Source organism: Chitinophaga tropicalis, from assembly GCF_009758205.1.
GTDB classification, from domain to species: Bacteria; Bacteroidota; Bacteroidia; order Chitinophagales; family Chitinophagaceae; genus Chitinophaga; species Chitinophaga tropicalis.
On the sequence record NZ_WRXN01000003.1, the window covers coordinates 568,427 to 593,261 of the forward strand.

The window sequence follows — 24,835 nt, forward strand, 5'->3', positions numbered from 1 at the left end:
GCAGTTGTTATAATGCCTGCATATATTGAGTAATTTTCACGGCCTCTGCAGCTGCTTTTACGTCATGTACACGTAGTATATGTGCGCCCTGCTGAAGCGCCAGGGTATTCAGCACGGTAGTACCATTCAGAGCTTCAGAAGCCGTGCTGTTCAGCATCTTATAGATCATAGACTTCCTGGAGATACCGATCAGCAGCGGGCAATCCAGCATGTGAAAAACTGAGAGTTTTTTGAGTAATGTATAATTGTGTGCCAGTGTTTTCCCGAAACCAAAGCCGGGATCAATGATGAGGTCTTTAATACCAGCTTCCAGGCATTGTGCCCGTTTACGGATAAAGTAATCCAGTACTTCCTGCAATACATCGTCATAGTGTGGCTGCTGCTGCATATTGGCAGGTGTGCCCTGCATATGCATGGCTATGTAAGGGGCCTGGAGCCTGGCGACAGTGGCTATCATGTTGCTATCCAACTCACCTGCGCTGATATCGTTGATAATGGCGGCACCAGTTTCTATTGACTTTTCGGCTACTATGGCGTGATAAGTATCCACAGAGAGGATAGCCCCGGGAAAATGTTCTGCCAGCGCGCTGATAGCAGGGAGCAATCTTTCCAGCTCTATGTCCGCCCCGACTGTTACAGCGCCCGGGCGGGTGCTTTGGGCTCCTATATCCAGTATCTGTGCCCCTTCTTCCAGGTGCTGCGCGGCTTTTTCAAGTATGTTATCAATATGCTGCGTACGGCTGTTAGCGTAAAAGGAATCTTCCGTAATATTAATGATGCCCATTATAACTGGTTTGGACAAATCCAGTAATGTGCCTCTGCAGTTAATACTTCCCCGGTAACTGCCGTTCTTCCTTTCCATGGTAACCATTTGCTTTTTATTGATTATTTTGCTTCACAAAAATAGAACAATGTGTTGATCTGCACACACGTATATCAATACCCTTTAAAGTTGTATCCATGAAACTGTTCCTGAACCTATTAAGAATTATTGTTGGCGTATTGTTCATTTTCTCCGGGTTGATCAAAGCGAACGATCCCCTGGGGCTTAGTTATAAAATGGATGAATTCTTTGAAGTGTTACACCTGACATTTCTCTCGCCCTACTCATTGGCTTACTCAGTGATTATGAACAGCCTTGAGATCATACTGGGAGTAGCTTTGCTGCTTGGCTACGGTATGCGTCTTGTATCCTGGCTGTTATTGCTGATGATAGCATTCTTTACTTTCCTGACCGCCTATGCGTTATTCAGTGGTACTATCAAGGAGTGCGGCTGCTTTGGGGATTGTATTAAACTTACTCCTGCTGAAACCTTCTGGAAAGATGTTATCCTGCTGGTAATGATCCTTATCATCTTTATCTATCATAAGCGTATACAGCCGTTATTTGGTAAAAAGGCATCAATTGCAGTGCTGGTGTTATCTGTGGTGTTTTCAGGCGGTATTCAGTGGTATACGCTGGAGCACCTGCCTATTGTGGACTGTCTTGGTTATAAAGTAGGCAACAATATTCCCGAGGCAATGAAACTGCCTCCCGGTGCGCGTCCGGCTGAATATGAAACAGTGCTGATCTATGAAAAGGATGGTAAGCAGAAAGAATTTACGGCAGAGAACTATCCATGGTCAGACAGTACCTGGGTGTTTGTGGACCGTAAGGACAAGCTGGTGAGAGAAGCTACCGGAGAGGCAGCTGTTAAGGATTTTATCCTGACAGACTTTGATGGTGTGAACCAGACGCAGGCTATCCTTTCTGAATCACAGCCGGTATATCTTTTCCTGGTAAAAGATGTAACCAAAGCCGGTAAAGGCTGGGATGAGAAAATGCATGCTTTGCAGAAACAGTTCCAGGACGGCAAGATATACATTTATGGTGTGACAGCTTCCGGCAAAGCTGATTTGTCGGCTTTTACCGCTGCGCACGGGTTGCAGTTCCCCTTTGTGCAGATGGACGGTACGGCCATCAAGACCGCAGGGAGGAGCAATCCTTGCCTGATCCTGCTGGAAAAAGGAACTATCAAAGGCAAATGGCATTATAACGATATACCATAATTCATGTTCAGATTCCTGCTGCGTAAACTCAGTTATGGCCTGCTGGTTTTACTTGGGGTAGTTATCCTGGTGTTTTTCCTTTTTAATGTATTACCGGGCGATCCTGCCCGTCTTACACTGGGGCAACGCGCAGATGTGGCATCGCTTGAAAACGTACGTAAAGAACTGCACCTGGACAAACCGGTCCCTGTGCAGTTCTTTCTGTATCTGAATGACCTGTTGCCTATTAGCCTTCATTCCAAACAGGAAGCGGATGCTTCCCTGAACTATATTACATTATTACATTTTTCCGGGGACCGTATCCTGGTATTGAAAACGCCTTACTTAAGGCGGTCCTACCAGGGGAAAAAGGATGTATGGGAGATACTTACAGAAGCACTTCCCGGCACATTGGTACTGGCAGTAGCTGCTATGTTGTTTGCTACTGTAGTGGGAATAGCATTGGGTATACTCTCAGCTGTGAAGCAGAATACCTGGATGGACAGTGGGGCTGTCTTTGCCAGTGTGGTAGGTATTTCAGCTCCTTCATTCTTCATGGGGATCGTAGTAGCTTATCTTTTCGGATTTGTACTGAGTGATTATACCGGTTTGCATATGACAGGCAGTCTTTTTGATACAGATCCTTTTTCCGGCCGGGTGCTCAGTTTACGTAACCTGGTACTTCCTGCCATCACCCTGGGTATCCGTCCGCTGGCTATTATAGTACAACTGACACGCAGTGCCATGCTGGATGTACTTCACCAGGATTATATCCGTACTGCTTATGCAAAGGGGCTTCCGGCAAGGGCCGTTATCTTCGGTCATGCCCTGAGGAATGCCCTTAACCCTGTTATTACTGCTATTACCGGCTGGTTTGCTGAATTGCTGGCAGGTGCTTTTTTTGTAGAATATATTTTTGGATGGAAGGGTATTGGTAAAGTGACCGTAGATGCCCTTGAGAAGTTTGACTTCCCTGTATTAATGGGTTCCGTGCTTTTTACTGCCGGGATCTTTGTGGTTATAAATTTACTGGCAGACCTGCTTTATAGTATTGTTGACCCACGTATTAAGCTGTAATTCAACGGCTTAAATTTATTTCGCTTTTTTTGTAACAAAGCATAATACCAGTCGTCTTCTTTGTATAAACGCCCTGTAGGGAATTTGTAAATTCGAACCGGAATCTGTTATTATATGTCTTTAGCGCTTTTTCTTTCAGAAGTAGTTCCCGTGAGGCCCAAGCTTTATCGCTTTGCCTACCGGTTACTTGGTAACGAAGAAGATGCAATGGATGTGGTACAGGATGCGTTGATGAAGGTCTGGCAGCAGCAGGAGCGGATGACAGAGCTGCAAAACCTGGAAGCCTGGTGTATGCGTATAGTACGTAACCTGGCTCTGGACAGGCTGAAATCAAAGAAATACAGGCGTTCGGAAGAGCTGGAGAGAGCAGGGGATGTGCCGGCCATGCAGCAGCAAAATCCGTATGCAGCGGCAGAACAACAGGATGTGATGAAGCGGGTACATAGTATCATTGCGTCATTGCCGGAAAAATACCGTACTATTATACAATTAAGGGATATTGACGGGTATAGCTACCTGGAGATTGCTGATATACTGGCAATTGAAATGGCAGATGTGAAGATAAACCTGCACCGTGCAAGAAAATCGGTGCGTGAACAATTACAAAAAGTGCAAGTGTATGGAGTTCAATAAGATCAGGGAACTACTGGACCGGTATTGGGAAGGAGAATCCTCTCTGGAGGATGAGGCACAGTTACGCAGTTTCTTTTCAACGAACAGGCAGGACCTGCCTGCTGATCTGAAAGAAGCACAGCCACTCTTTGGCTACTTTGCAGCAGAGGCGGCGATTGAATTGCCTGAACTACCGGAGATGGAAGCCCCTGTTGTGCAGATGCCGCCACCACGGCCATGGGAACACTGGATGAAATATGCCGCTATTTTCCTGATGGCAGTGGGAGTCGGATATGCAGCCAGAAGTTTCCAGTCGCGCCAGGAGCGTATCCTGTTTGCTGATGCAAACCATGATACCTATAATGATCCGCAGAAAGCATTTGCCGCCACACAGAAAGCATTACAGCTGCTGGCTAAGAACCTGAACAAAGGAACGTCACAGGTACAGAAGCTGTCTTATTTCAATGAGGCGACAGAAAAGCTGAAAGCGGAATAGTGAACGAAGGCCATTCTAAAACATAATATAAACAACGAATTATGAAACGCTTAGTATTATTATTGCTGGTGATAATGACCGGCACGGAACTCTTTGCCCAGCAGGGTAGTGTAATAGACCGTTTTTTCCAGAAGTATGAGAGTGATGAGTCTTTCACGCTTATAAGTGTAACCCCTAAGATGTTCAGTATGTTCAGCAAGCTGGATGCCGGCTCATCGGAAGGACAACATTTTATGCAGGTAGTTAAAAAGATCCGTGGGTTACGGATGCTTTCCAAGGAAAATACCAAAGACGGGCCCCGGTTGTTTAAAGAAGCTTCAGGCTTGCTCAGTAAAGAGTTTGAAGAACTGATGACCATCCGGGACGGAAAGGATGATCTTCGTTTTATGGTAAAGGAAAATGCGAAAGGGAACATCGCGGAATTAATTATGCTGATGGGTAGTGATGATGAATTCCTTGCTATGAGCCTGGTAGGAGATATTGATCTGAATGAGATCAGCCAGATAGCGGGGAATATGAACATCGGTGGATTCGATAAACTGAAAAATATCAAAAAGTAATTGTTATGAAATATCTTTCCATCCTTGTTGTAGCATTGATTTTGGTTGTTAGCCCTGCAGTAGCACAGAAGAGAGAACTTCGCAAATTTTTTAAGGAATACCGGGGCGAATCAACTTCAACATTCCGCTTTGGTCTTGGGAGAGTGATGTTGAAACTGGCCAGCTGGGTGGTACCTGCCAGCGCTATGAGCGAAGATAGTGTACCCTTGAAACATATGCTTTCTCACCTGCATCGCATGAAGATCTACACCATTGAAGGATATGATCCGGCGCATCCTCCGGTTAAAAACGAAGATGTGCAACGGTTAAAGAATACACTGATCAATAAGGAAAAGTATGATCAGCTTGTGGAAGTACGGGATGGAAGCAGTTTAGTGCATGTATTGAATAAAGGGAAAGAGGATGAATTAGGTAATATGGTGATACTGGTCCAGGATGAGACAGATTTTGTGATAGTTTATCTGAAGACAACATTGAAGATGAAAGATGTGAATTCACTGGTAAATCATTTTGCGAAGAATTAGGTTTTAGAAATATATTGTAAAGCCGGACTGGAAGGTCCGGTTTTTTTATTTGTGGCTGATTTATAGCACAAAGGTGTTATGATCGTATGTGCTTATCATTTATAACTTTGTTGGGTGAGGACCTTATCGCCTTATCGGTGTAAATGTTCCTATACTTACTTTGCTTCGGCTATATTACTCACATTCAGATGTAATTTATCAGCATTGTTCAATTCCTGTATCCTGCAGAGCATTCAAATGTTTGTTTCTGAAAATTATGGACTTGTCGATATTGTTAACAACAATAAACTGGTAAAAATTATTATGGCTGAAAATATGTGAATGTGATCTCTTGATTTTAATTCTTTGGGACAATTTAATAAAAATAAATGTTTTATGAAAGCAATTTTCATCCTGTTACCCGTTATGGGAACTCTAACTGTTTGCGCGCAGAATAAAATAGATACTACTTCTTCTGCATTGGGCATTGGCACTAAAACTCCAAGTTTTTATTATCATGGTGGAAATAACATGGGACTGGAAATATTTAATTCCAATACTTCGGCCAACAGCCAGGCACATTTGATATTGAGTACTGGCGCAACCGGTAATTTTGGCTCTACAGGGACATTGTCATGGATGACACCAAATTCTACCGGTAATAAAGGTGTAGCCTATATTGCAGCCCGTACAATGCAGGATGCAACCACGAATGCTACAGGAGATCTGTTTTTTGCGACAGCTGACAATGCTATTCCCACGGTAAAAATGCGTATTACTTCAAAAGGATATGTAGGTATAGGTGTAAATGATCCCCGCGCTTACTTTGATGTGGCTTTTGCCGCCAATAATGTCAGGGCCAGTGTACTGGCAAGATTGCCCGAGGGTAATGACGTTGATGCCGGCACTTATATTGGAGTGGAGGCTTATAGTACAACCGGTGGACAGGTAAAATCATTTGCATTGGAGCATAAGTTTTATGGAAAGCTGAATAGCGCAATTAATTTTTATAGAGGAGGGGATATGACTGGTGGTTTTATGACATTTTCTACAAACACAGGAGTGGAAAGAATGAGGATAGATGCCAACGGGAATGTTGGTATAGGAACTACTGCCACCCAGCAATACAAATTAGCGGTTGAAGGTACCATCGGCGCCCGCAGGCTGAGAATTGACCAGGGAACATGGGCTGACTTTGTGTTTGATCCGGGATATAAGTTGCCTTCTTTGATGGAAGTAGAGCAGTATATCAAAGTGAACAGGCATTTGCCGGATGTGCCGTCAACTAATGAGGTAAAGGAGAATGGGATTGATGTGGGGGAGATGAATAAGGTATTGCTGCAGAAAGTAGAAGAACTGACATTGCTGTTAATACAGGAGCATAAGGAGAAAGAGGAAATAAAAAAGGAACTCGAAGGGATGAAATTCCAGATAAAAGAGCTTCAGAAAGAAAGGAAATAGTTTTAACCTATATACAATAGATGAATTGTTATAACGTAAGAACTGGAAAATGCCGGTTAATTGCGATGAATTCATACCAGAGAGATCTCCTTCGGATCAGGAAAGAAAATTGTAGTAAATTTTCAATTTTGTTCTACTTATATTATTAAACCGATAAGGAAGCTTGTGCTTGAAGGTAAGAGTATCATAATAATTATAATATTCTATTCCGTTCATTTGCCCGATAAATGCCAGGATAATTATTATTGCACCCGTGCACATTGTTATGATAGGAGCCCATTTTTTCAGGAAAGGATTAAGGGATTGAATAATTTTCATGGTGAAATCAAACAGGCAAAATAAGTGAAGTCAGGAAAATATCAGAAATGGCCTATTTAATCACCACTTCCCTCACTGCCGGTTCCCCCAGCATTTCATTGACCAGCTTGATAATCCTGTCTTTAGAGTAGGAAAGCTCCTGTTTTAGTGGAGCCACAGTTGTAGTGATCAGCAGTTTGCCGTCAATCAGTTGAATTTGTTCAGTATAACGCGAAATGGTCCTGCCCATAAGTTGTTCCCAGTTCTCCTGTATACGTACTTCTGTAAGCCGTGGTTTTAAGCGGCTTTTGTTCATAAATTCCTTAAGGGCATCCCCCATTGATGTAATTCCATGACGCATGATGCAAAGGTAACGGATTCCCTTTTACCGCATCTTTATAAGTTGAAAACTATCTTCATTTTCTTTAAATGCGTCCAGTAATCTTTCAGCATGTGTATCGGTGATAAATACCTGTCCGTAGGTGGGACCACTCACCAGACTGATAAGCCTTGACACTCTTTCCCTGTCAAGTTTTTCGAAAACATCGTCAAGTAACAGGAGAGGGGGAAATTTTTTATGTTGACGGATCACTTCAAACTGTGCCAGTTTAAGTGCAAAGAGGAAGCTTTTGCGTTGTCCCTGGGAGGCACTTGTTTTCATTGCATGATCATCCAAAAGAAATTGAAGATCATCCCGGTGAATACCTCCTGTGGTCCTTTGCATCATCATGTCCTTGTACCTGTTGGAGGCAAGCAGTTTATTGAATGGCTGTTCATGCAGGCCACATTGGTACTGGATGTTCACTACTTCATGTTGTCCTGCAAGATAATCATAGAGTTCCTGGACCTGTCTGATAAAAGACGGCAGAAAATCGCGGCGGACTTCAAAAACGGGAGTGCCATGGTATACCAGCTGTTCATCAAATACATCCAGCAGGGCATCCTGGTTGCCTCCCTGGGTAGCAATGGTTTTGAGCAGGCTATTACGTTGCTGGAGTATTTTCTGATAGGTGATGAGATTGTCCAGGTAGCCCGGGTGTAACTGACAAAGAAGGGCATCCAGCCATTTGCGGCGTTCCTCGCTGCCTCCCAGGATGATCTCTGCATCGTCAGGAGCTATCATAACTGCCGGGTATTTACCGATATGGTGGGAAAAGCGGTCATATGGCTCGTCATTCAGTGAGATATCTTTTTTCCCGTCTTTTACAGTACATACTATCTTGCCTTCCTGTCCTTTTTTATCCATATAGGCCTCCAGGCGGAAGCCATTTGTCTGATACTGAGTGTTTTGTGCTTCACTGCTGGTAAAGTAGCTTTTTGTGAAGCAGATATAATATATAGCATCCAGCAGGTTGGTCTTGCCGGAGCCATTACGCCCGGTGATGCCTGTAATGCGTTTGTTGAATTCGAAACGTTCTGCAGTGTAGTTTTTGAACTGAACCAGTGATATCTTTCTGAGCAACAGCAAATTAACGGTTAAATTATCAGTTATAAATTAAGAAAAAAATTATCGCAAACCCCCACATATACTGTATATGGGCCTTTCATATATATAATTATATAGAGGTTAGTTGTTGCAAAGTTGCAAAGTATTTAGTTTTTAGGATTTTCCTGTTATATTTGCGGACAAATTAAGAAACAGTGGCTACAAAAACAGACGTAAAGACGAAATTCACCAAAGAGACATATTTGTACTGGTATGAATTGATGCTCTTGCTGCGCCGCTTTGAAGAAAAAGCCGGCCAATTGTATGGAATGCAGAAGATTCGTGGTTTTTGCCACCTGTACATAGGACAGGAAGCAATTGCTGCAGGTGCGATGACAGCGACAAAACCGGAAGATAAGTTTATTACTGCTTATCGTGATCACGCGCTGGCAATAGCTAAAGGAATGACTGCGGATGAATGTATGGCTGAACTGTATGGTAAAGCTACAGGTTGCTCTAAAGGTAAAGGTGGTAGTATGCACTTCTTTGCTCCGGATAAGGGCTTCTTTGGCGGTCACGGTATAGTAGGTGCCCAGATCGGTACCGGCGCTGGCCTGGCTTTCGCTGAACAGTACAAAGGCACTGATAATGTGGCGCTTTGCTTCTTCGGTGATGGTGCTGCCCGCCAGGGTATGCTGCATGAAACCTTTAACATGGCCATGCTGTGGAAACTGCCTGTGATATTTATTTGCGAGAACAATATGTACGCAATGGGAACCTCAGTAGAACGTACCTCTAACGTACTGGATATCTATAAGTTAGCTAATGCCTACGATATGCCGAGCGCAACTATCGATGGTATGAGCGCTGAAGCTGTACACGAAGGTGTTGAGAGGGCCGTTAAACGTGCCCGCGCCGGTGAGGGGCCAACCTTACTGGAAATCAAGACTTACCGTTACCGTGGCCACTCTATGAGTGATCCGGCTAAATACCGTACCAAAGAGGAAGTAGAGGAGTACAAGGAGAAAGATCCTGTCAACCAGGTGCTCAAAACTATCCAGAAGAACAAATGGGCTACGGAAGAAGAGATCGAAGCGATCAACGAGAAAGTGAAACAACAGGTAGAGCAGTGCGTGGAATTTGCTGAAAATTCGCCATGGCCTTCTGATGACGAACTGCTGAAAGACGTTTATGTTCAGCAGGATTATCCTTTCATTGTTGACTAATGTAATACTATAGAGGTTAGCGATCCCGGCCGTTGATCACGGTGTAAGATTCGCTAACCTTTTTTATATTTGCGGAAATGTATAAAAGGCATACACCCATACCGCTTAAAGAAATAACAATTTAACGATTACATTCACAATGACCGAAACAACAAATAAAGCCGCTAATGCTCCTGTAAACAAGGATTTTCAACTGGAAGACTCCTTACACAAGGCAGAGGACTTCTTTTACAAGCACAAAAATACCATCCTCATTGCCGTGCTGGTAATAGTAGTGGTGGTTGGCGGTACTTTTGCCTACAACAGGTTCATCAAGGGCCCCAATGAAAGAAAAGCCCAGGACATGGTATTCCACGCACAACAGTATTTTGAACAAGACTCCTTTAAACTGGCCCTCAATGGTGACGGTAACAATTACGGTTTCCTCCAGGTGATCGATAAATACGGCAGCACCAAAACAGGTCAGTTAGCAAAATATTATGCTGGTGTTTCTTACGTAAGATTAGGTGAGTTCCAGAAAGGAATAGACCTGCTGACCTCCTTCAATGCAGGAGACCAGGTAGTTCAGGCTATGGCTTATGGTCTTGCCGGAGACGCTTACATGGAACTCGGTAAAACCGAAGATGGTATCAGCTACTATAAAAAAGCTGGTCATTACAGCGATAATGAGCTGACAGCGCCAACTTACCTGTTCCGTGCAGGACTGGCACTGGAAAAAGCAGGAAAACCTGCAGATGCGATCTCCCTCTACAAAGAGATCCGTGATAAATACCCACAATCCACAGAAGGTCGTGAAATGGATAAATACCTGGCACGCCTGGGTGATGTGAGGAATTAATAGCTATTTTAATCTGGTCATGTCAATACATAATCAAAGTTTATTGAACGATACTGGCATTCTCAACTTAGAGGATGCCAGTGTTGTTATGGTGTATACCGAATGGAATGATACTGTTATCAACGAGCTGGTAGCCGGCTGCGAACGCTCTCTGGCCCAGTATAAAGTATCAAGAGTAACCAAAGTACAGGTGCCTGGTGCATTTGAACTGCCCTTTGCCTGCAAGCAATACTGGGAACGTACAAAAGGAACAGGAAAGCAACCTGGCGCTATTATTGCTTTCGGATGTGTGATCAGGGGAGAGACCCCTCATTTTGACTATGTATGCAAAGGCGTAACAGAAGGTATTATGCAATTAAACCTTGAACTGCCCGTACCTGTTATATTCGGTATCCTGACAGTAGATAACATGCAACAGGCAGAAGAAAGACTGGGGGGCATTCATGGGCACAAAGGAGAGGAAGCAGCCATCACAGCGCTCAAAATGATCGCTATGATGCGTGGATTATAAAAGAGCCGCTTCACGTAACCCCAAAGCAGATACATCACTGCCTGAACCTGCATAGCAAGCAAATACTTAAAGACTAACTCGATGAACGTACAGCTTTTTATTCCCTGCTTTGTAGATCAGTTGTTTCCGGAAACAGGTTTCAACATGGTGAAAGTCCTGGAAAAGCTGGGTTGTACCGTAAACTATAACCCCAACCAGACATGCTGCGGACAACCGGCATTCAATGCCGGTTATTGGGATGAAGCCCGCTCTGTTGCCAATAAATTTGTCAAAGACTTTCATACAGTAGATTATATAGTAGCTCCCAGTGGCTCCTGTACCGGGTTTGTACGGAATTACTACGGTAAACTGTTTGATAATTCAGCTGCACATAATGATGTTAAGATGTTGCGAAAACACCTGTATGAGTTCACTGAATTCCTTACAGATGTACTGCATGTAACAGATCTTGGTGCAACACTGAACGGAGTAGCTACCTATCATGATGCCTGCGGCGCCCTACGGGAATGCGGGATCAAAGATGGGCCCCGCAGCCTGCTATCTAAAGTAAAAGGGCTGGAATTAAAGGAAATGAACGATTGTGAAGTCTGTTGTGGATTTGGAGGTACTTTCGCTGTTAAGTTCGAACCTATATCCATTGGCATGGGAGAACAAAAAGTAAATAATGCTGTTGCCAGCGGTGCTGATTATCTTATTTCAACAGATCTTTCCTGCCTGATGCACCTGGATGGGTATATCAGGAAACATGAGCTGAATATTAAAACTATGCATATCGCAGATGTACTGGCCAGCGGCTGGTGATCTGCAGTTAAATTTTATCGAGGAATGAATTACTGGCTTGTTAAATCAGAACCATTTAAGTACTCCTGGGACCAGTTTGTAAAAGATGGAAAAACCTTCTGGGACGGCGTTCGCAACTACCAGGCACGCAATAACCTGAAAGGTATGAAAAAGGGTGACCAGGTATTGTTCTATCATAGTAACGAGGGACTGGCAGTAGTAGGTATTGCTAAAGTAGCAAAGGAACATTACCAGGACCCTACCACACCGGACCCAAACTGGGTAGTAGTAGATTTGCAGCCTGTAAAACCATTTAAGCAACCTGTAACATTGGCGCAAATGAAAGTTGAGAAACGCCTGGAGAACCTCTCCCTGATCCGTCAGGGACGTTTGTCCGTTTGCGCAGTGACTCCGGAAGAATTTGATACCATCCTGGAAATGGGTGGAATGAAATAAATTATTCACCGCATAAAAAAACGCTTTCACGCCTGGTGTGAAAGCGTTTTTTTTATGCGGTACGGCAGTCATTACCGGCCTGCAGCTGCCGCCATGGCAGCCATAGCCTTTTTATGCTCCAGTGCCTTATGACGTTTGAATATACCTTTCGTTACAAAATAGCCCAGAGAGGCGCCTACCCATACATCGCTGCTCCAGTGTCTTACCTGGTATAAACGAGTAGTACCTGTAAGGATGGCTATTCCATAGCTGACATATGGAACCCATGGATGTTCTTCTCCATAGGCTTCTGCAAGCGCAGTGGCAACAGAGGTTACTGTCAGCATATGGCCTGAAGGAAAGGAGGTGTATTTTTTATCCATTAAATACGGGCGTTGGTAGACGAAGGGATCATCGAAGTAAGTAGGACGTCCGCGGCGTATGATAGACTTCGCAAATGTATAGATCATGGTAGAGATCAGGAGGGACTTGGCTGTCATAAGGGATGTATGCTCAAGTTGCCTGTTCTTTGTCACTACCCCGGTCAGGTACATACCACCTACCAGGAAAGGAGAGTAGGTATTGCCAAAAGGTTCTATTTCGTTGGTAACGCTGGTCCAGAATGTTTGCCTGTTGGAGAGGAAGGCCTGCTTGATCTCATAATCGGCCGCCATCAGGGCGCCTGCTCCGCCTACAACGATGCCCAGCCGGACAAAATCCTTTCCTTTCCAGTGTACAGGTCTTGATACTGAGTATTTCAGGTCCTGCCAGGCGCTTAAAAGATAAGTGCCGTTTATGCGGTAACGTATAGTGGTATCCGCAGCAGTTAAAGGCGGAGTTGTGATAATGGTACTGTCACTGTTGGCCGATGCTGTGGTATCTGTCTGGGCTATGCTATGGAGCTGGCTTAACAGGCCGCCACACAGCAATAGGATATGGGAAATCTTCAATGCTGTTATTTTAAAGCGGTAAAGTTACATAAATGTTAAAACACGTATATTGCTATTATTAAAAAATCTCTTGTATTTATGAAACCTAGTCTGGTTGTTTTAACGGGGGCTGGCATCAGTGCTGAAAGCGGATTGAAGACGTTCCGTGACAGTGATGGGTTATGGGAAGGCTATGACGTACAGGAAGTGGCCAGTCCGCAGGGATGGCAGCGTAATCCGCAGCTGGTGCTGGACTTTTATAACATACGCCGCAGGGACATCAGGGCAGCACTGCCTAATGCTGCGCATATCGGGCTGGCTAAGCTCCAGGATAAATTTGACGTAGATATTGTAACACAGAATATTGACGATCTGCATGAACGTGCCGGTTCAGAGAAAGTATTGCATCTGCACGGGGAAATACTGAAGATGCGCAGTGTAAGGAATAAGACACGCAGTTATCCGATAGAAGGAGATATTATGCTGGGAGATAAAGCAGATGATGGCGGGCAGCTGCGCCCGGATATTGTATGGTTTGGGGAAGATGTGCCAAAGATCCATACAGCTGCGACTATCGTAAGGTCTGCTGATATTGTTGTGGTAATAGGTACTTCGCTGGTGGTATATCCGGCGGCCGGATTGCTGGATGTGGTGGCGCCGCATGTTCCTATTTTTGTGATTGACAGAAAGCTGCCGCCGGTTGCACCGAGGCCTAAGCTGCATATGATAGAGAAGCCGGCAACGCTGGGGATCATTGATCTGCAGGAGGCGCTGGAAAAATTATAAGCAGAGAGTTTAAATTTGGGGCCTGGCCGCAGGCTAAAATGACTTTAATAAAAAACGCTTTCGTCGAAGACGAAAGCGTTTTTTATTAAGAGTTTATATGCAGATGAACGTTTTATTCAAAGCTTTCTTCGAACCTGATATTGTATTCTTCCAGTTCTTTCAGTACCGGGTTATAAATATCAGGCATGATGGGTATCTGTAAACCTGTAAGGCTGACCTTCTGCTGTAGCAGCAGCTTTGCCATAATACCCAATGGCAGGCCTACAGTTTTGGCCATAGCGGTATGTATGTTATCATCACCCAGGGCAACCATGTAGCTATGTAGTTTAGTGGTCATGCCTCTTCTTTCAAACTCTATTTCATGTGTCATCACGATCATATCCTTGTCAGACGACTGCATGCCCAGGCGTGTTTCCACTACATGTTGTAAGACGTTTGCATTGGTCTGTTCTCCGAGGTGAACGGGATCGTTGCTGAGTAAGCCCAGGAATTTCAGCTGCCTGATGATCTTTGATTTGGCGCTGATGCTCAGGTGTTGTGCGATGTTCTCTTCATGGCTCAGGCGGGGATCAGGTTTGAACTGCTGGCATGTCCAGTCGAAGTAGGAAAGATTATCTGTCTGGAGTTTGGTAGTATCGTCTGTGAGTCCGAGTTTCAGCAGTGTGCTCCAGCCTTCGCAGAAATCGGGGTAACGGAGGGTAGCACGCATGAAAGTGGGAATGTCTTCCAGTTTATAGGCGGACATATACCCGAGTGAATCACGGTTGGGGTAATACGCCAGTTTACCCAGGCTGGGTATCTGTATGGTTTTGGACTGATCAAACAACTGCTGATAGGAGACTTCCTTCACCTTTCCCTTTTCCCTGTATACGGCACCGGAATTACCTGCCAGTACTATGTTGCGGGCATTCCAGGATATTTTGTACTGCCAGGGATTATCATTGCTTTCAGGGGATATCAGTCCGCCGCAATAAGAACGGAAAGCGGAGATCTGGCCGCCTTTCTTTTCGATAGAGTGAATGAGCTTCATTGCACTCATATGATCTATACCTGGGTCCAGTCCCATTTCATACATGAACAGGAGGCCTGCTTTTTCGATATCCTTTTCCAGTTTACGTACTTCGGGATCTATGTATGATGCGGTGAGCAGGTTCTTGCCAAATTCAAGGCAGTCCTTTGCTACAGTGATATGTAAGGCAGGAGGGAGCAGAGAGATGACGAGGTCTGTTTCCTGTATAAGTTTCTGCCTTGCCGCCTGGTCTCTTATGTCCAGTGCGGCAGGTGTAACATAATAAGATTTGCCTGTTTTGGATTTGATAAGCATGATATCATGGTCCGCCACTGTAATGTGCCATTTCTGCCGGGGTGCGTTCGTCAGCAGGTATTCTATCAGGCTTGTCGCTGATTTGCCGGCGCCAAACAAGAGTATGTTCTTCATATTAATTCGTTCATCTTTATTATGGTTACGGAACAGGGATTTAACATCAGTTGCAATATTAATGTTCGAAATTTCCACAAATTTCGCCTTTTTTATAAATAAATCTTCCTGAGACCCTGATTTTCATAGCTTTAAAAACAAAATGTTTGCCAATATTTCATTTCCTCTATATTCCTGTTTTTTGTTATATCGTGTATTTCTTGCAGGAGTGGGCACATTTTCGATATTCGCCGGGTTTTAGTGTTTAGGTATAGTTTATTTTTAAAATATGACAAATCCTTTTTTATTCACATTCTCTGACAAAAAGGCCGGAATCCGGCCTGAAATGGCTATCTTTGCGCTTATTTGTTTTTAAAGGTAAAAACTTGTAAACCAACAATATGTCAGAGAATACGGAAAATCAGCAGGATGGCAGGATAGTCCAGATCAACATTGAAGAGCAGATGAAGACGGCCTACATAGATTATTCTATGTCAGTGATCGTTGGGCGTGCGCTTCCCGATGTAAGAGACGGTTTAAAACCTGTACATCGCCGCGTGTTGTTCGGGATGAATGAACTGGGTAATAACAGTAATAAACCTTACAAAAAATCTGCCCGTATTGTAGGGGAGGTAATGGGTAAATTCCACCCCCACGGTGACGCTTCCATTTACGATACGATTGTACGTATGGCACAGCCCTGGAGCCTTCGTTACATCCTGGTAGACGGCCAGGGTAACTTCGGTTCTGTAGATGGCGACATGCCTGCGGCAATGCGTTATACGGAGATCCGTTTACAGAAGGTGGCGGAAGCAATGCTGGAAGATATCGACAAGGAAACAGTGGATTTTACGCTGAACTTTGACGATACGCTGGAAGAGCCAACGGTATTGCCTACCCGTATTCCCAATCTGCTGGTGAACGGGGCTTCCGGTATTGCGGTTGGTATGGCTACCAACATTATGCCTCACAACCTCAGTGAGGTGGTAGACGGTGCTATTGCGTATATCGATAACCGTGATATCACTATCGAAGAGCTGATCAAACATGTTAAAGCTCCTGATTTCCCTACCGGTGGTATTATTTATGGTTATGAAGGTGTTAAGCAGGGTTTTGAGACCGGACGCGGAAGAGTAGTGGTACGTGGTAAAATAAATGTAGAGACTACCAAAGCAGGCCGTGAACGCCTGGTGATCTATGAGCTGCCTTACCAGATCAACAAGGCGGCATTACACCAGAAGATAGCACAGCTGGCGGATGATAAGATAATAGAAGGTATATCCGAAGCGCGTGACGAAAGTGACCGCGATGGTATGCGACTGGTAATTGATCTGAAACGTGAAGCTATTGCCAACGTTGTGATCAACCAGTTGTATAAATATTCTGAACTGCAGACCTCTTACGGTATCAATAACGTGGCGCTTGTAAAAGGCCGTCCGCGTGTACTGAACCTGAAAGACCTACTGGCGGAATTTGTTGACTTCCGTCATGAGGTAGTTGTACGCAGAACCCGTTTTGACCTGCGTAAAGCAGAAGAAAAAGCGCATATCCTGCAAGGCTACCTGATAGCGCTGGACCACCTGGACGAGGTGATAGCTTTGATCCGCAATTCCCGTACACCGGAAGAAGCGAAGGAAGGATTGATGAGCAGCTTCGAACTCACAGATATCCAGGCAAAAGCAATCCTTGAACTGCGTCTGCAACGTCTGACAGGCATGGAGCGTGATAAGATCAAGGAAGAATATGACGAAGTAATGAAACTCATTGGCCACCTGAAAGACATACTCTCTGACGAAGGTCTGCGCTTCAAGATCATCAAGGATGAACTGGAAGACGTGAAGAAACGTTTCGGTGACGAGCGTAAAACCGAGATCCAGTATCTGGCCAGCGAGATGCGTATGGAAGATATCATTGCAGAGGAAGATGTGGTGATCACCATTTCTCACCTGGGTTATATCAAACGTACCTCTGCATACGATTACCGTCAGCAGAAACGCGGCGGCCGTGGCGCCCTGGGTGGAAAGACCCGTGAGGAAGATTATATAGAACATCTGTTCGTTGCTTCCACTCACCATACAATGTTGTTCTTTACTGAAAAGGGACGTTGTTACTGGCTGAAAGTATATGAAATACCGGAAGGAGAGAAGAGTGGTAAAGGCCGTGCTATCCAGAACCTGATCAACCTCCCTACAGATGATAAGATCAGGGCTATTATAGACATTAAGGACCTGAGCGATAAAGATTTTATCAGCAATCATTACATTGTATTGTGTACTGCCAATGGTATCATTAAGAAGACGTTGCTGGAAGAATTCTCCCGTCCGCGCCAGAATGGTGTGAACGCTATCACTATCAATGAAGGCGACCAGCTGCTGGAAGCCAAACTGACCAATGGCAACAGCGAGATCATGATGGCCATCAAAAGTGGCCGTGCTATCCGCTTCCCTGAAAATACCGTGCGTGACACTGGTCGTGGCGCTATCGGCGTAAGGGGTATAGAGGTAGATAATGATAAGGACGAAGTGGTTGGTATGATTTGTGTAAATAAGGAGGATGCCGCCCGTACAGTACTGGTAGTTTCTGAGAAAGGATTTGGCAAACGTACTGATATTGAGGAATATAGGATCACCAACCGTGGTGGTAAAGGTGTGAAGACGATCAATATTACCGAGAAAACCGGCAGTCTGATCGCTATCCTGGACGTAACTGAAAAGGATGACCTGATGATCACCTGTAAATCCGGTATAACTATCCGTATGGCAGTGGCAGACATCCGTGAGGCAGGAAGGGCTACACAGGGTGTGCGCCTTATAAGACTGGACGACACTGATGAAATAGCAGCTGTAGCACGCCTGGATGAGCAGGAAGAAGAAGCGGCAGAAGCAGTGGAAGGGGCGGAAGGTGTTGATGGAGAGCAGGCACCGCAGAATGATACTCAGGATCCCGGTGCAGCAGATGCTCCTGCCGGAGATGACGAGAATCCTGTTGAATAAATGCTAAAGGACCGTTAAATTTACCAGCCAACTAATGGTTACCCAACGGTTGTTTGTATTTATTATGATCAAAAGGGCATAAAAAATCAACGCCATACTTATAGAAAACAACAAAATATTGAGCAACATGAAAAAACTATTGGTATCATTTATCTTTTGCAGTGCAGGATTTGTTGCTGTGGCGCAACGTGCAAAGGTTACCAGTGCTGAAGAAGCACTAGGTAAAAAAGACTACGAAAAAGCCAAGGCTGACATTCAGGCTGCACTGGAAAACGAGAAAACAAAGAACGATGCCAAGACCTGGTATGTTAAGGGAAAAGTGTTAGAAGCAGAAGCTACCGAGAAGAAAAACCCGGCAGAAGCGCTGGAAGCTTTCGAAGCATACAAAAAGGCGCTCGAAATCGATCCTAAAATGAAAGAGGCCCTGCTGGAAATGAATCAGCGTATGTTTAACCTGTATGCTACTGTAGGTAACGCTGGTTATGGTAACCTGAACGACCAGAAATGGGATTCAGCTTACCTGCATTTCAGAGATGCTTTCAGCATTGCTGACTTCTATAACAGTAAGAATCTGGGTGGTACTATTCCTACAGATACTTCTATGACTTTCTATGCAGGTTACGCTGCTAACCAGGCCGGCAAAAAAGACGAAGCACTGACTTTCCTGCAGAAAGCTGCACAGCTGCAGTTCAAATCAGAACCTGCACTGTATGTGATCCTTGCTCAGACTTACGAAGAAAAAGGAGATAACGCTAACTGGATCAAAACTATCGAAGAAGCAAAGACTATCTTTCCGAAAGATAAACGCTTCAATGACATGGAGATGATCTATTACTCCAAAACAGGTAAATCAGCTGAACTGCTGACCATGCTGGAGAAAAAGATGGCTGAAAACCCTAGCGACTTCAATACTGTATTGGATTACGGTATCCGTGTAGATAACCTGGCTAATCCACGTGCAGAAGGTTCCGGCGACGCGCCAAAACCTGCTAACTACGATGAGCTGATGGGTAAAGCAGAAGCGGCTTACAAAAAAGCTATCGAACTGAAAGCTGATGATGCTACTGCCAATTTCCAGTTAGGTGCGCTGTATTTCAACCGTGCTGTTGGTTTCAACAAAGAGCTTAACAACATGGATAGCAAATCCCAGAACACACCTAAAGCGAAAGAGCTGCAGGCTAAAGTAACAGACCTGATGAACCAGGCATTGCCTTTCTTCGAGAAAGCCGATGAGAACTTTACTGCTAAGCAGGCCAGCCTGGAACCAAGTGACAAACAGACTTTCGAGAGCTGCTTATATGCTCTGCAGAAGATCTATGCGATCAAAAACGAAACTGCAAAAGTAGAAGCTATTAAAAAGAAACTGGAAGGTTTGAATTAATAGTGTAATTCAATACAAAAAAAACGCTTTTGCCGGAAGACAAAAGCGTTTTTTTTTGAGCATTATTATTTAGCTATCTGTGTCTTACAAAATGAAAGGCCCAGAATGCAGCCAGCAGTATAAACAGGATCACTATCACGATGATAGCCAGTTGAGTAAAATAGGCTACCTGGTCTTTACGGCGCTTGCGGGTACGAAGTTTACGAAGCATCTGCCATTTCATTTGCCGTAGCCATACAGGGATCATTTCCTTCTGTTCAAAAGCGCTTAGTCCCTCAATAGCTTCACTGCACATCTCACAATCCATCAGATGCAATTCCACTTCATGCTGCTGTTCCGGCGATAGCCTTCCCTGCACATAGTCCAGCAGCTGTTGCTGTGTAGGACATTGTGTTGCCGTGAAAAGGTCTTTATATTCATCATTCATAAAGTCGTCCATAATTGAAAATCTTATATCTAACCCTGTTTGCTTAATATCAGTTTCAGGTTCCTTTTACCATTCTGAATGTAGCTTTTAACCTGTTGCAGGTTATAGCCTGTAGCAGTTACAATATCCTGGTAAGACATTTTCTGAAGGTAGAATAATTTCACACAACTTCGCTGCTCTTCATTCAGCTGCTCAAGCGCCTCCTGCATATTTTCCAGCATCTTATCTTTCTCCACGAAGGTGTTCTTATCTTCCTCGGGGCCTGCCGGGGCGCCCAGCAGGGTTTCATTCACTTCTTCCTGGCGTACCTGCTGCTTTTGCCGTAGCTGCATCAGGCAATGATTCCTTGTTACCTGGTAGATCCAGGCCCGGAAGAACTGCACTTCATGTTTATTGATATCTGCCAATACTTTTAAAAAGATCTGTTGTACACTGTCTCTTGCATCCTCTTCATTTTTAAGGTATTTCATGCACATACCTAACAAAAGTATGGCATACCTGTCAAACAGGATGCCGATCCAATGACTGTTACCATCGGCTTTAAACCGCTGGAGCAGTGTTTCGTCTGTTAATTCCTGGCTATTCTTATAATTCACTGGATAAAGATAGAAACTTGTAATATAAAGATGCAGGAAAATCATTATTCCATAAAACTCAGGGAACTTATTCGCAAGCTGAAAGGGGCGTGTGCCGGTTGGCATTTTTATGAGAAAGGTGCTCAAAAAATCGATTTCACCTCTTGCGGAACCGATTTTTTGAGGTTGGGAGGCCTATGGCCAGCTAAGAATTTAAGCAGGTCAATATTACAGATTATCCAGTGCCTGTTGTGCTTTTTCTTTCATGGTACCATTCATACGCACCACTTCTTTAAACATACGGCGCGCCTTACCTGTCTGTCCCTTACTACGGTAGCAAACAGCCAGCTGATACCGGGAAAGCTCTCCGTAACGGCCAGGACTGCCGGACAGGTGTTTATATCTTGAAATAGCCTCGTTCAGGTCGCCCTGCTGGTGATAGACCATTGCAGCTTTATAAAGGAATTCATCTGTACTGTTGATATCGGTAGTTGCGGGTTTTGGGGCAGGTTTTTCCTTCTCATCATCTGCATCTTTCTTTGCTGCTACTTCTGTTTTAGGAGCCGGTTTGGTAATGGCAGCAGGGGTATCTTTCTGTACAGGAGCAGCAGGTGCTATTTTGGGTTCAACAGGTTTAGCCGCAGGAGGCTGTTTCATGCTGTCTTTTGTGACCAAAGCTGCTGGTTTAGCCGGAGCTGCTTTCAAGGAATCCTTTTTAGGAGCAGGCTTTTGGGCTGCCGGTACTGTAACAGGAGGAGCAGCTTCTGTCTTTGGCTGTGCCACTGCAGAATCATGCCTGGCCGGAGGTACAGGTGTTACTACTGCGGCCTGTACGGGAATGGTCTCTGTACTGGCGGAATGAACGGTTGCTCCATCTGCCTGTGCCAGTTGCCTGGGCATAGCAGTAGCCTTGTACTTACTTTGTTGCTGAACAAGATAGACGCCGCCGGCAATGATAAGAATTGTGGCTACTCCCCAGAAGTAGATGAGGAAACTTTCTCTCTTCTGTTCCTGCCTGTGGTAGCGTTCTGCTTTATGTATATGTGATACCTTTTTAATGCTGTTGCGGATGAATTGTAACATCCCGGCAGACATAGGGAGGTATTTTTCGCGGTGTTGCTGCTGTTGTAATACCTGCAGCGCGTCAAAGCACAGGTCACAATCGACCAGGTGTTGTTCCACCAGGTGTTTCTCAACATCGGTAAGCCTCCCGTCAAGGTAACGTGGAAGCTGGTCCCTGTTGAGGCAGCGGATATTACTGAAGATCTTCAGTATTTTTTCGTTGTTTTCCAAATTACTCATAGGTTTCATTCATCAATAAGGAAGCCATTTTTTGTTTTGCCTGTTGCAGCCGTTGTCTTGCTTTTTCTATAGAGATCTTTTTAGCCTCAGCCAGATCAGCAAATGTTCTCTGTTCCATGTAGAATTTTTGCAGAAAGTATTTGTCTTCTGCCGGTAATTCTTTCAATGCCTTTTGCATCTTGTTGATCAGCAATTCCTGTTCTTTGAGATTAGAGGCGGCCTTTTCAACCTGGCCTTCTACCAGTTGCTGCTCTCTTGATTCTGTAGTAGGAAAATAGGGGATATTACGATCTGTTTTAGCCTGCTGGGCCCTGATAGTGTAATGGATCCACTCATTTGTCCTGGAGATGGTCTGGGTCTTTAAACTGCTGCTCAGGCGTTGGAGCAGAGTAGGGTATAGTTCTTCCGGAGCTGTACCGGGACCATTGTTGAGGTAAGGTAAACAAACAGCAACGATGAGATGGCTGTATCTTTCCATGAGTACTCCTTCTGCTTCCTGGTCCTTGAGTTTCCTTGCCCGGGAGATCAGTTCCTTATCTGATAAATTAGTTAACTGCTGTAGCATAGTCTTACCTATATTTACATCTAAAAGTTAAAAAAGTTCGATTTGGATAGTGGATCGATTTGAGGCTCTATCCGGTTTTTTTCTCTTTTGACATATAAGTATTTTAGACAATTAGTATGCCATACGTAATTACAATAGTACCGGTGATGCCATTACGGGCTGAACCGTCCCATAGAAGCGAAATTGTTTCACAGGCATTGTGGGGAGAATGTGCGGAGATCATTGAAACAGGTACTGACGGATGGGTAAGGATAAAATGCCAGTTTGATGGGTATGAAGGATGGGGAACTGTTAATCATCTGGAAATCATAGACGAAAGATTGTATAACGCTCCCTATACGCATTATACGCCTTCCTGGGTAAACCTGGTGAAGGTGAATGGTCAACCAATGCATATACCTTTTGGGTGCCTGGTAAAGAAGGATAATGGCGCTGTTACAACCTGGGGAAGGGCAGAGGTACAATTTGAGGAAAAGTTGAAGGAAGCTGGCAATGGTGGGCAGCTTGATCAGGAAGGTCTGACAGCTGCTGTATTCCTGTACCTGAATACGGCTTATCTGTGGGGAGGCAAATCTGTGTTTGGCGTGGATTGTTCCGGTTTTACGCAGACGGTTTTCAGGACATTGGGGGTGTCTTTGCTGAGAGATGCCTATCAGCAGGCTACGCAGGGAAAGACGGTAGATTTTCTCCAGGAAGCAAAGCTGGGAGATCTGGCTTTCTTTGATAATCCTGAGGGAAGGATCACCCATGTGGGGATACTGTTGAATGACCATGAGATCATACATTCTTCGGGTAGGGTGAGGATAGATCCGATAGATAATCAGGGGATTATTAATGCTGACACCGGGATAAGGACGCATCAGCTAAGGATTATCCGCAGATTAAGTTAATATCAGACATAAAAAAACTTCCGCCTTTTAGCGGAAGTTTTTTTATGCGACCGGGGCCGCGTGAATATTTTTCAGCTTAAGCTTTATTGCCGAAGGTTTTATTGTACAGCTCAACGCTTTCAAGGATAATACGTTCAGCAACTTCCCTGTTCTGAAACTCAGCAACTTTTACGGTTTTATGTTCCAGTCTTTTATATTCTTCAAAGAAGTGGCGCATTTCAGCTGTAAAGTGAGGTGGCAGCTCGGTAATATCGTTGATGTGGTTCACACTCATATCGTTAGCTGCAACTGCGATGATCTTGTCATCAGCTTCTCCACTGTCAACCATTTGCATAACACCTATCACTTTGGCTTCCATGATACACATTGGAACAACATCTACCTGGGATAAGATGAGGATATCCAGCGGGTCATGGTCATCACAGTATGTTTTAGGAATGAAACCGTAGTTGGCAGGGTAATATACTGATGAATAGAGTACGCGGTCAAGTTTAAGGAGGCCGCTTTCTTTATCCAGTTCGTATTTGGCCCGGCAACCTTTAGGAATTTCAATAATAGCGTTAACTATCTTTGGCGCGTCTTCTCCTGTGCTGACATTATGCCAGGGATTGTTCATCGTCATTTCTACTTTTTTTTGTTTAGTATTTATTTTGGTGAGCGCCTGCAACACAATAGCACTGTAAAAACAAAACGACCGGCGTCTTTCCATGGGAAGGACCGGCAATTCTTTAGCAATGCAATGTGTGGAATTTTTAGTTTCTGCTGGCGCGAGGCAAAAATAAGGAACTCGGCGGTAAAATTACAATAGCTGTAAAATTCTTATTGTTTCAGTTTGGTGCAACAGTTACCTGACATCAGGAACGTGGGTGGCGGTAGTAGTATCCTGGGGCAGCATGCTGGCAGAATCCAGCGGACTGGCAGGAGGTACATAATTTGGAATGATGCTTTCAAAAGTGAGAGATATCTTCCATTGCCCGTTTTCCTTTACCAGTTGTAGTCTTTCTTTCTGTTTTGAAGAAGAGTTCAGTACTGTTACGGTGGCTTTATCCCCATTCTCTTCGGTTTCCACTACCTGGATCCCGGCTTTTTTGATCTTGTCTCTTTCCGTATCGTTACGGCGGGCGTCAAAAAAGGAATAAAGCTGTATTACCTGTTGCGATTCCCTGGTGGCGTAATCTCTGGCAAGATCGAAGTTGGATTCCTGTATAGCGTGCATAAAGTTGAGTGCTACTTCCTGTGGGGAAGCGCGTTTTTTGCAACCACTCAATACAAGACCGGATAAGAATGCCAGGATGAGAATGCGCAGATATTTGGTCATGC

General features: G+C 44.5%; 27 protein-coding genes. 16 read left to right on the forward strand and 11 right to left on the reverse strand.

The annotated features are described in order from the left end of the window. Window positions 1-7: 7 nt before the first annotated feature. Complete coding sequence (gene folP, locus GO493_RS10270) at window positions 8-862, reverse strand: dihydropteroate synthase (RefSeq protein WP_232538802.1); 855 nt, start codon at window positions 860-862, stop codon at window positions 8-10. Window positions 863-960: 98 nt separating this feature from the next. On the opposite strand from folP, the gene GO493_RS10275 reads away from it, so the two are divergent. The 7 genes from GO493_RS10275 (at window position 961) to GO493_RS10305 (ending at window position 6,737) form a co-directional block, all read left to right on the forward strand. Continuing rightward, the gene (locus tag GO493_RS10275) at window positions 961-2,049 is read left to right on the forward strand and encodes a BT_3928 family protein (protein WP_157306060.1); all 1,089 of its coding nucleotides are present in this window, start codon (window positions 961-963) and stop codon (window positions 2,047-2,049) included. Between the two features lie 3 nt (window positions 2,050-2,052). Beyond that, window positions 2,053-3,105 carry an ABC transporter permease gene (locus GO493_RS10280; protein ID WP_157306061.1) on the forward strand — a complete coding sequence of 351 codons (1,053 nt, stop codon included), beginning with the start codon at window positions 2,053-2,055 and terminating at the stop codon, window positions 3,103-3,105. Window positions 3,106-3,219: 114 nt separating this feature from the next. Continuing rightward, entirely contained in the window at window positions 3,220-3,738 is a 519-nt protein-coding gene (locus GO493_RS10285) for an RNA polymerase sigma factor (RefSeq protein WP_157306062.1), read from the forward strand. Further along, window positions 3,725-4,213 (forward strand): hypothetical protein, encoded by a 489-nt coding sequence (locus GO493_RS10290; protein ID WP_157306063.1) that lies wholly within the window; start codon window positions 3,725-3,727, stop codon window positions 4,211-4,213. Before GO493_RS10285 ends, GO493_RS10290 begins: the two co-directional genes overlap by 14 nt. Window positions 4,214-4,254: 41 nt before the next feature. Beyond that, entirely contained in the window at window positions 4,255-4,773 is a 519-nt protein-coding gene (locus GO493_RS10295) for a DUF4252 domain-containing protein (RefSeq protein ID WP_157306064.1), read from the forward strand. Between the two features lie 5 nt (window positions 4,774-4,778). Next, a complete protein-coding gene (locus GO493_RS10300) occupies window positions 4,779-5,297 on the forward strand; it encodes a DUF4252 domain-containing protein (protein ID WP_157306065.1) in 519 nt (172 codons plus the stop codon). 375 nt (window positions 5,298-5,672) lie between these two features. Continuing rightward, on the forward strand, window positions 5,673-6,737 hold the full coding sequence (locus GO493_RS10305) for a hypothetical protein (protein WP_157306066.1): 1,065 nt from the start codon (window positions 5,673-5,675) through the stop codon (window positions 6,735-6,737). Window positions 6,738-7,107: 370 nt separating this feature from the next. Here GO493_RS10305 and GO493_RS10310 read toward each other — a convergent pair whose 3' ends face one another. Next, on the reverse strand, window positions 7,108-7,395 hold the full coding sequence (locus GO493_RS10310; protein WP_157306067.1) for a DUF721 domain-containing protein: 288 nt from the start codon (window positions 7,393-7,395) through the stop codon (window positions 7,108-7,110). A gap of 24 nt (window positions 7,396-7,419) precedes the next feature. Further along, window positions 7,420-8,496 (reverse strand): DNA replication/repair protein RecF, encoded by a 1,077-nt coding sequence (gene recF / locus GO493_RS10315; protein ID WP_232538803.1) that lies wholly within the window; start codon window positions 8,494-8,496, stop codon window positions 7,420-7,422. A 179-nt stretch (window positions 8,497-8,675) separates the two neighbouring features. On the opposite strand from recF, the gene pdhA reads away from it, so the two are divergent. The 5 genes from pdhA (at window position 8,676) to GO493_RS10340 (ending at window position 12,271) form a co-directional block, all read left to right on the forward strand. Beyond that, entirely contained in the window at window positions 8,676-9,686 is a 1,011-nt protein-coding gene (gene pdhA, locus GO493_RS10320) for a pyruvate dehydrogenase (acetyl-transferring) E1 component subunit alpha (protein WP_317165415.1), read from the forward strand. A gap of 139 nt (window positions 9,687-9,825) precedes the next feature. Continuing rightward, entirely contained in the window at window positions 9,826-10,524 is a 699-nt protein-coding gene (locus GO493_RS10325; protein WP_157306069.1) for a tetratricopeptide repeat protein, read from the forward strand. A 19-nt stretch (window positions 10,525-10,543) separates the two neighbouring features. Then, window positions 10,544-11,035: a 6,7-dimethyl-8-ribityllumazine synthase gene (gene ribH, locus GO493_RS10330; protein WP_157306070.1), complete on the forward strand. Its 492-nt coding sequence runs from the start codon at window positions 10,544-10,546 to the stop codon at window positions 11,033-11,035. An 81-nt stretch (window positions 11,036-11,116) separates the two neighbouring features. Further along, complete coding sequence (locus GO493_RS10335; protein ID WP_157306071.1) at window positions 11,117-11,836, forward strand: (Fe-S)-binding protein; 720 nt, start codon at window positions 11,117-11,119, stop codon at window positions 11,834-11,836. A gap of 24 nt (window positions 11,837-11,860) precedes the next feature. Then, window positions 11,861-12,271 carry an EVE domain-containing protein gene (locus GO493_RS10340; RefSeq protein ID WP_157306072.1) on the forward strand — a complete coding sequence of 137 codons (411 nt, stop codon included), beginning with the start codon at window positions 11,861-11,863 and terminating at the stop codon, window positions 12,269-12,271. A 71-nt stretch (window positions 12,272-12,342) separates the two neighbouring features. Here GO493_RS10340 and GO493_RS10345 read toward each other — a convergent pair whose 3' ends face one another. Further along, complete coding sequence (locus GO493_RS10345; RefSeq protein WP_157306073.1) at window positions 12,343-13,200, reverse strand: phosphatase PAP2 family protein; 858 nt, start codon at window positions 13,198-13,200, stop codon at window positions 12,343-12,345. A gap of 78 nt (window positions 13,201-13,278) precedes the next feature. Here GO493_RS10345 and GO493_RS10350 point away from each other — a divergent pair, with 78 nt between their 5' ends. Further along, window positions 13,279-13,965 carry a Sir2 family NAD-dependent protein deacetylase gene (locus GO493_RS10350; RefSeq protein ID WP_157306074.1) on the forward strand — a complete coding sequence of 229 codons (687 nt, stop codon included), beginning with the start codon at window positions 13,279-13,281 and terminating at the stop codon, window positions 13,963-13,965. Window positions 13,966-14,077: 112 nt separating this feature from the next. On the opposite strand, the gene GO493_RS10355 is transcribed toward GO493_RS10350, so the two are convergent. Beyond that, entirely contained in the window at window positions 14,078-15,403 is a 1,326-nt protein-coding gene (locus GO493_RS10355) for a saccharopine dehydrogenase C-terminal domain-containing protein (RefSeq protein WP_157306075.1), read from the reverse strand. Between the two features lie 380 nt (window positions 15,404-15,783). On the opposite strand from GO493_RS10355, the gene gyrA reads away from it, so the two are divergent. Continuing rightward, the gene (gyrA, locus tag GO493_RS10360; RefSeq protein ID WP_157306076.1) at window positions 15,784-18,375 is read left to right on the forward strand and encodes a DNA gyrase subunit A; all 2,592 of its coding nucleotides are present in this window, start codon (window positions 15,784-15,786) and stop codon (window positions 18,373-18,375) included. Window positions 18,376-18,502: 127 nt separating this feature from the next. Further along, window positions 18,503-19,756: a tetratricopeptide repeat protein gene (locus GO493_RS10365; protein ID WP_157306077.1), complete on the forward strand. Its 1,254-nt coding sequence runs from the start codon at window positions 18,503-18,505 to the stop codon at window positions 19,754-19,756. A 73-nt stretch (window positions 19,757-19,829) separates the two neighbouring features. Here the strand turns inward: GO493_RS10365 and GO493_RS10370 are convergent, their stop codons facing one another. From GO493_RS10370 to GO493_RS10385, 4 genes are all read right to left on the reverse strand, one after another. Then, window positions 19,830-20,195 carry a zf-HC2 domain-containing protein gene (locus tag GO493_RS10370; protein WP_157306078.1) on the reverse strand — a complete coding sequence of 122 codons (366 nt, stop codon included), beginning with the start codon at window positions 20,193-20,195 and terminating at the stop codon, window positions 19,830-19,832. Between the two features lie 17 nt (window positions 20,196-20,212). Then, window positions 20,213-20,779, reverse strand: a complete 567-nt coding sequence (locus GO493_RS10375) for an RNA polymerase sigma factor (RefSeq protein ID WP_317165416.1) — start codon at window positions 20,777-20,779, stop codon at window positions 20,213-20,215. Between the two features lie 207 nt (window positions 20,780-20,986). Further along, entirely contained in the window at window positions 20,987-22,060 is a 1,074-nt protein-coding gene (locus tag GO493_RS31235; protein ID WP_198315672.1) for a tetratricopeptide repeat protein, read from the reverse strand. Next, window positions 22,053-22,625, reverse strand: coding sequence for a sigma-70 RNA polymerase sigma factor region 4 domain-containing protein (locus GO493_RS10385; RefSeq protein WP_157306080.1), 573 nt, complete (start codon window positions 22,623-22,625; stop codon window positions 22,053-22,055). Before GO493_RS10385 ends, GO493_RS31235 begins: the two co-directional genes overlap by 8 nt. A gap of 116 nt (window positions 22,626-22,741) precedes the next feature. Between GO493_RS10385 and GO493_RS10390 the strand changes: the two genes are divergently transcribed. Continuing rightward, complete coding sequence (locus GO493_RS10390; protein ID WP_157306081.1) at window positions 22,742-23,515, forward strand: C40 family peptidase; 774 nt, start codon at window positions 22,742-22,744, stop codon at window positions 23,513-23,515. A gap of 76 nt (window positions 23,516-23,591) precedes the next feature. Here the strand turns inward: GO493_RS10390 and GO493_RS10395 are convergent, their stop codons facing one another. Both GO493_RS10395 and GO493_RS10400 read right to left on the reverse strand, forming a co-directional pair. Next, on the reverse strand, window positions 23,592-24,137 hold the full coding sequence (locus GO493_RS10395; RefSeq protein WP_198315673.1) for an inorganic diphosphatase: 546 nt from the start codon (window positions 24,135-24,137) through the stop codon (window positions 23,592-23,594). Window positions 24,138-24,359: 222 nt separating this feature from the next. Beyond that, window positions 24,360-24,833, reverse strand: a complete 474-nt coding sequence (locus GO493_RS10400; protein ID WP_157306082.1) for a DUF4878 domain-containing protein — start codon at window positions 24,831-24,833, stop codon at window positions 24,360-24,362. Between the last annotated feature and the right edge of the window lie 2 nt (window positions 24,834-24,835).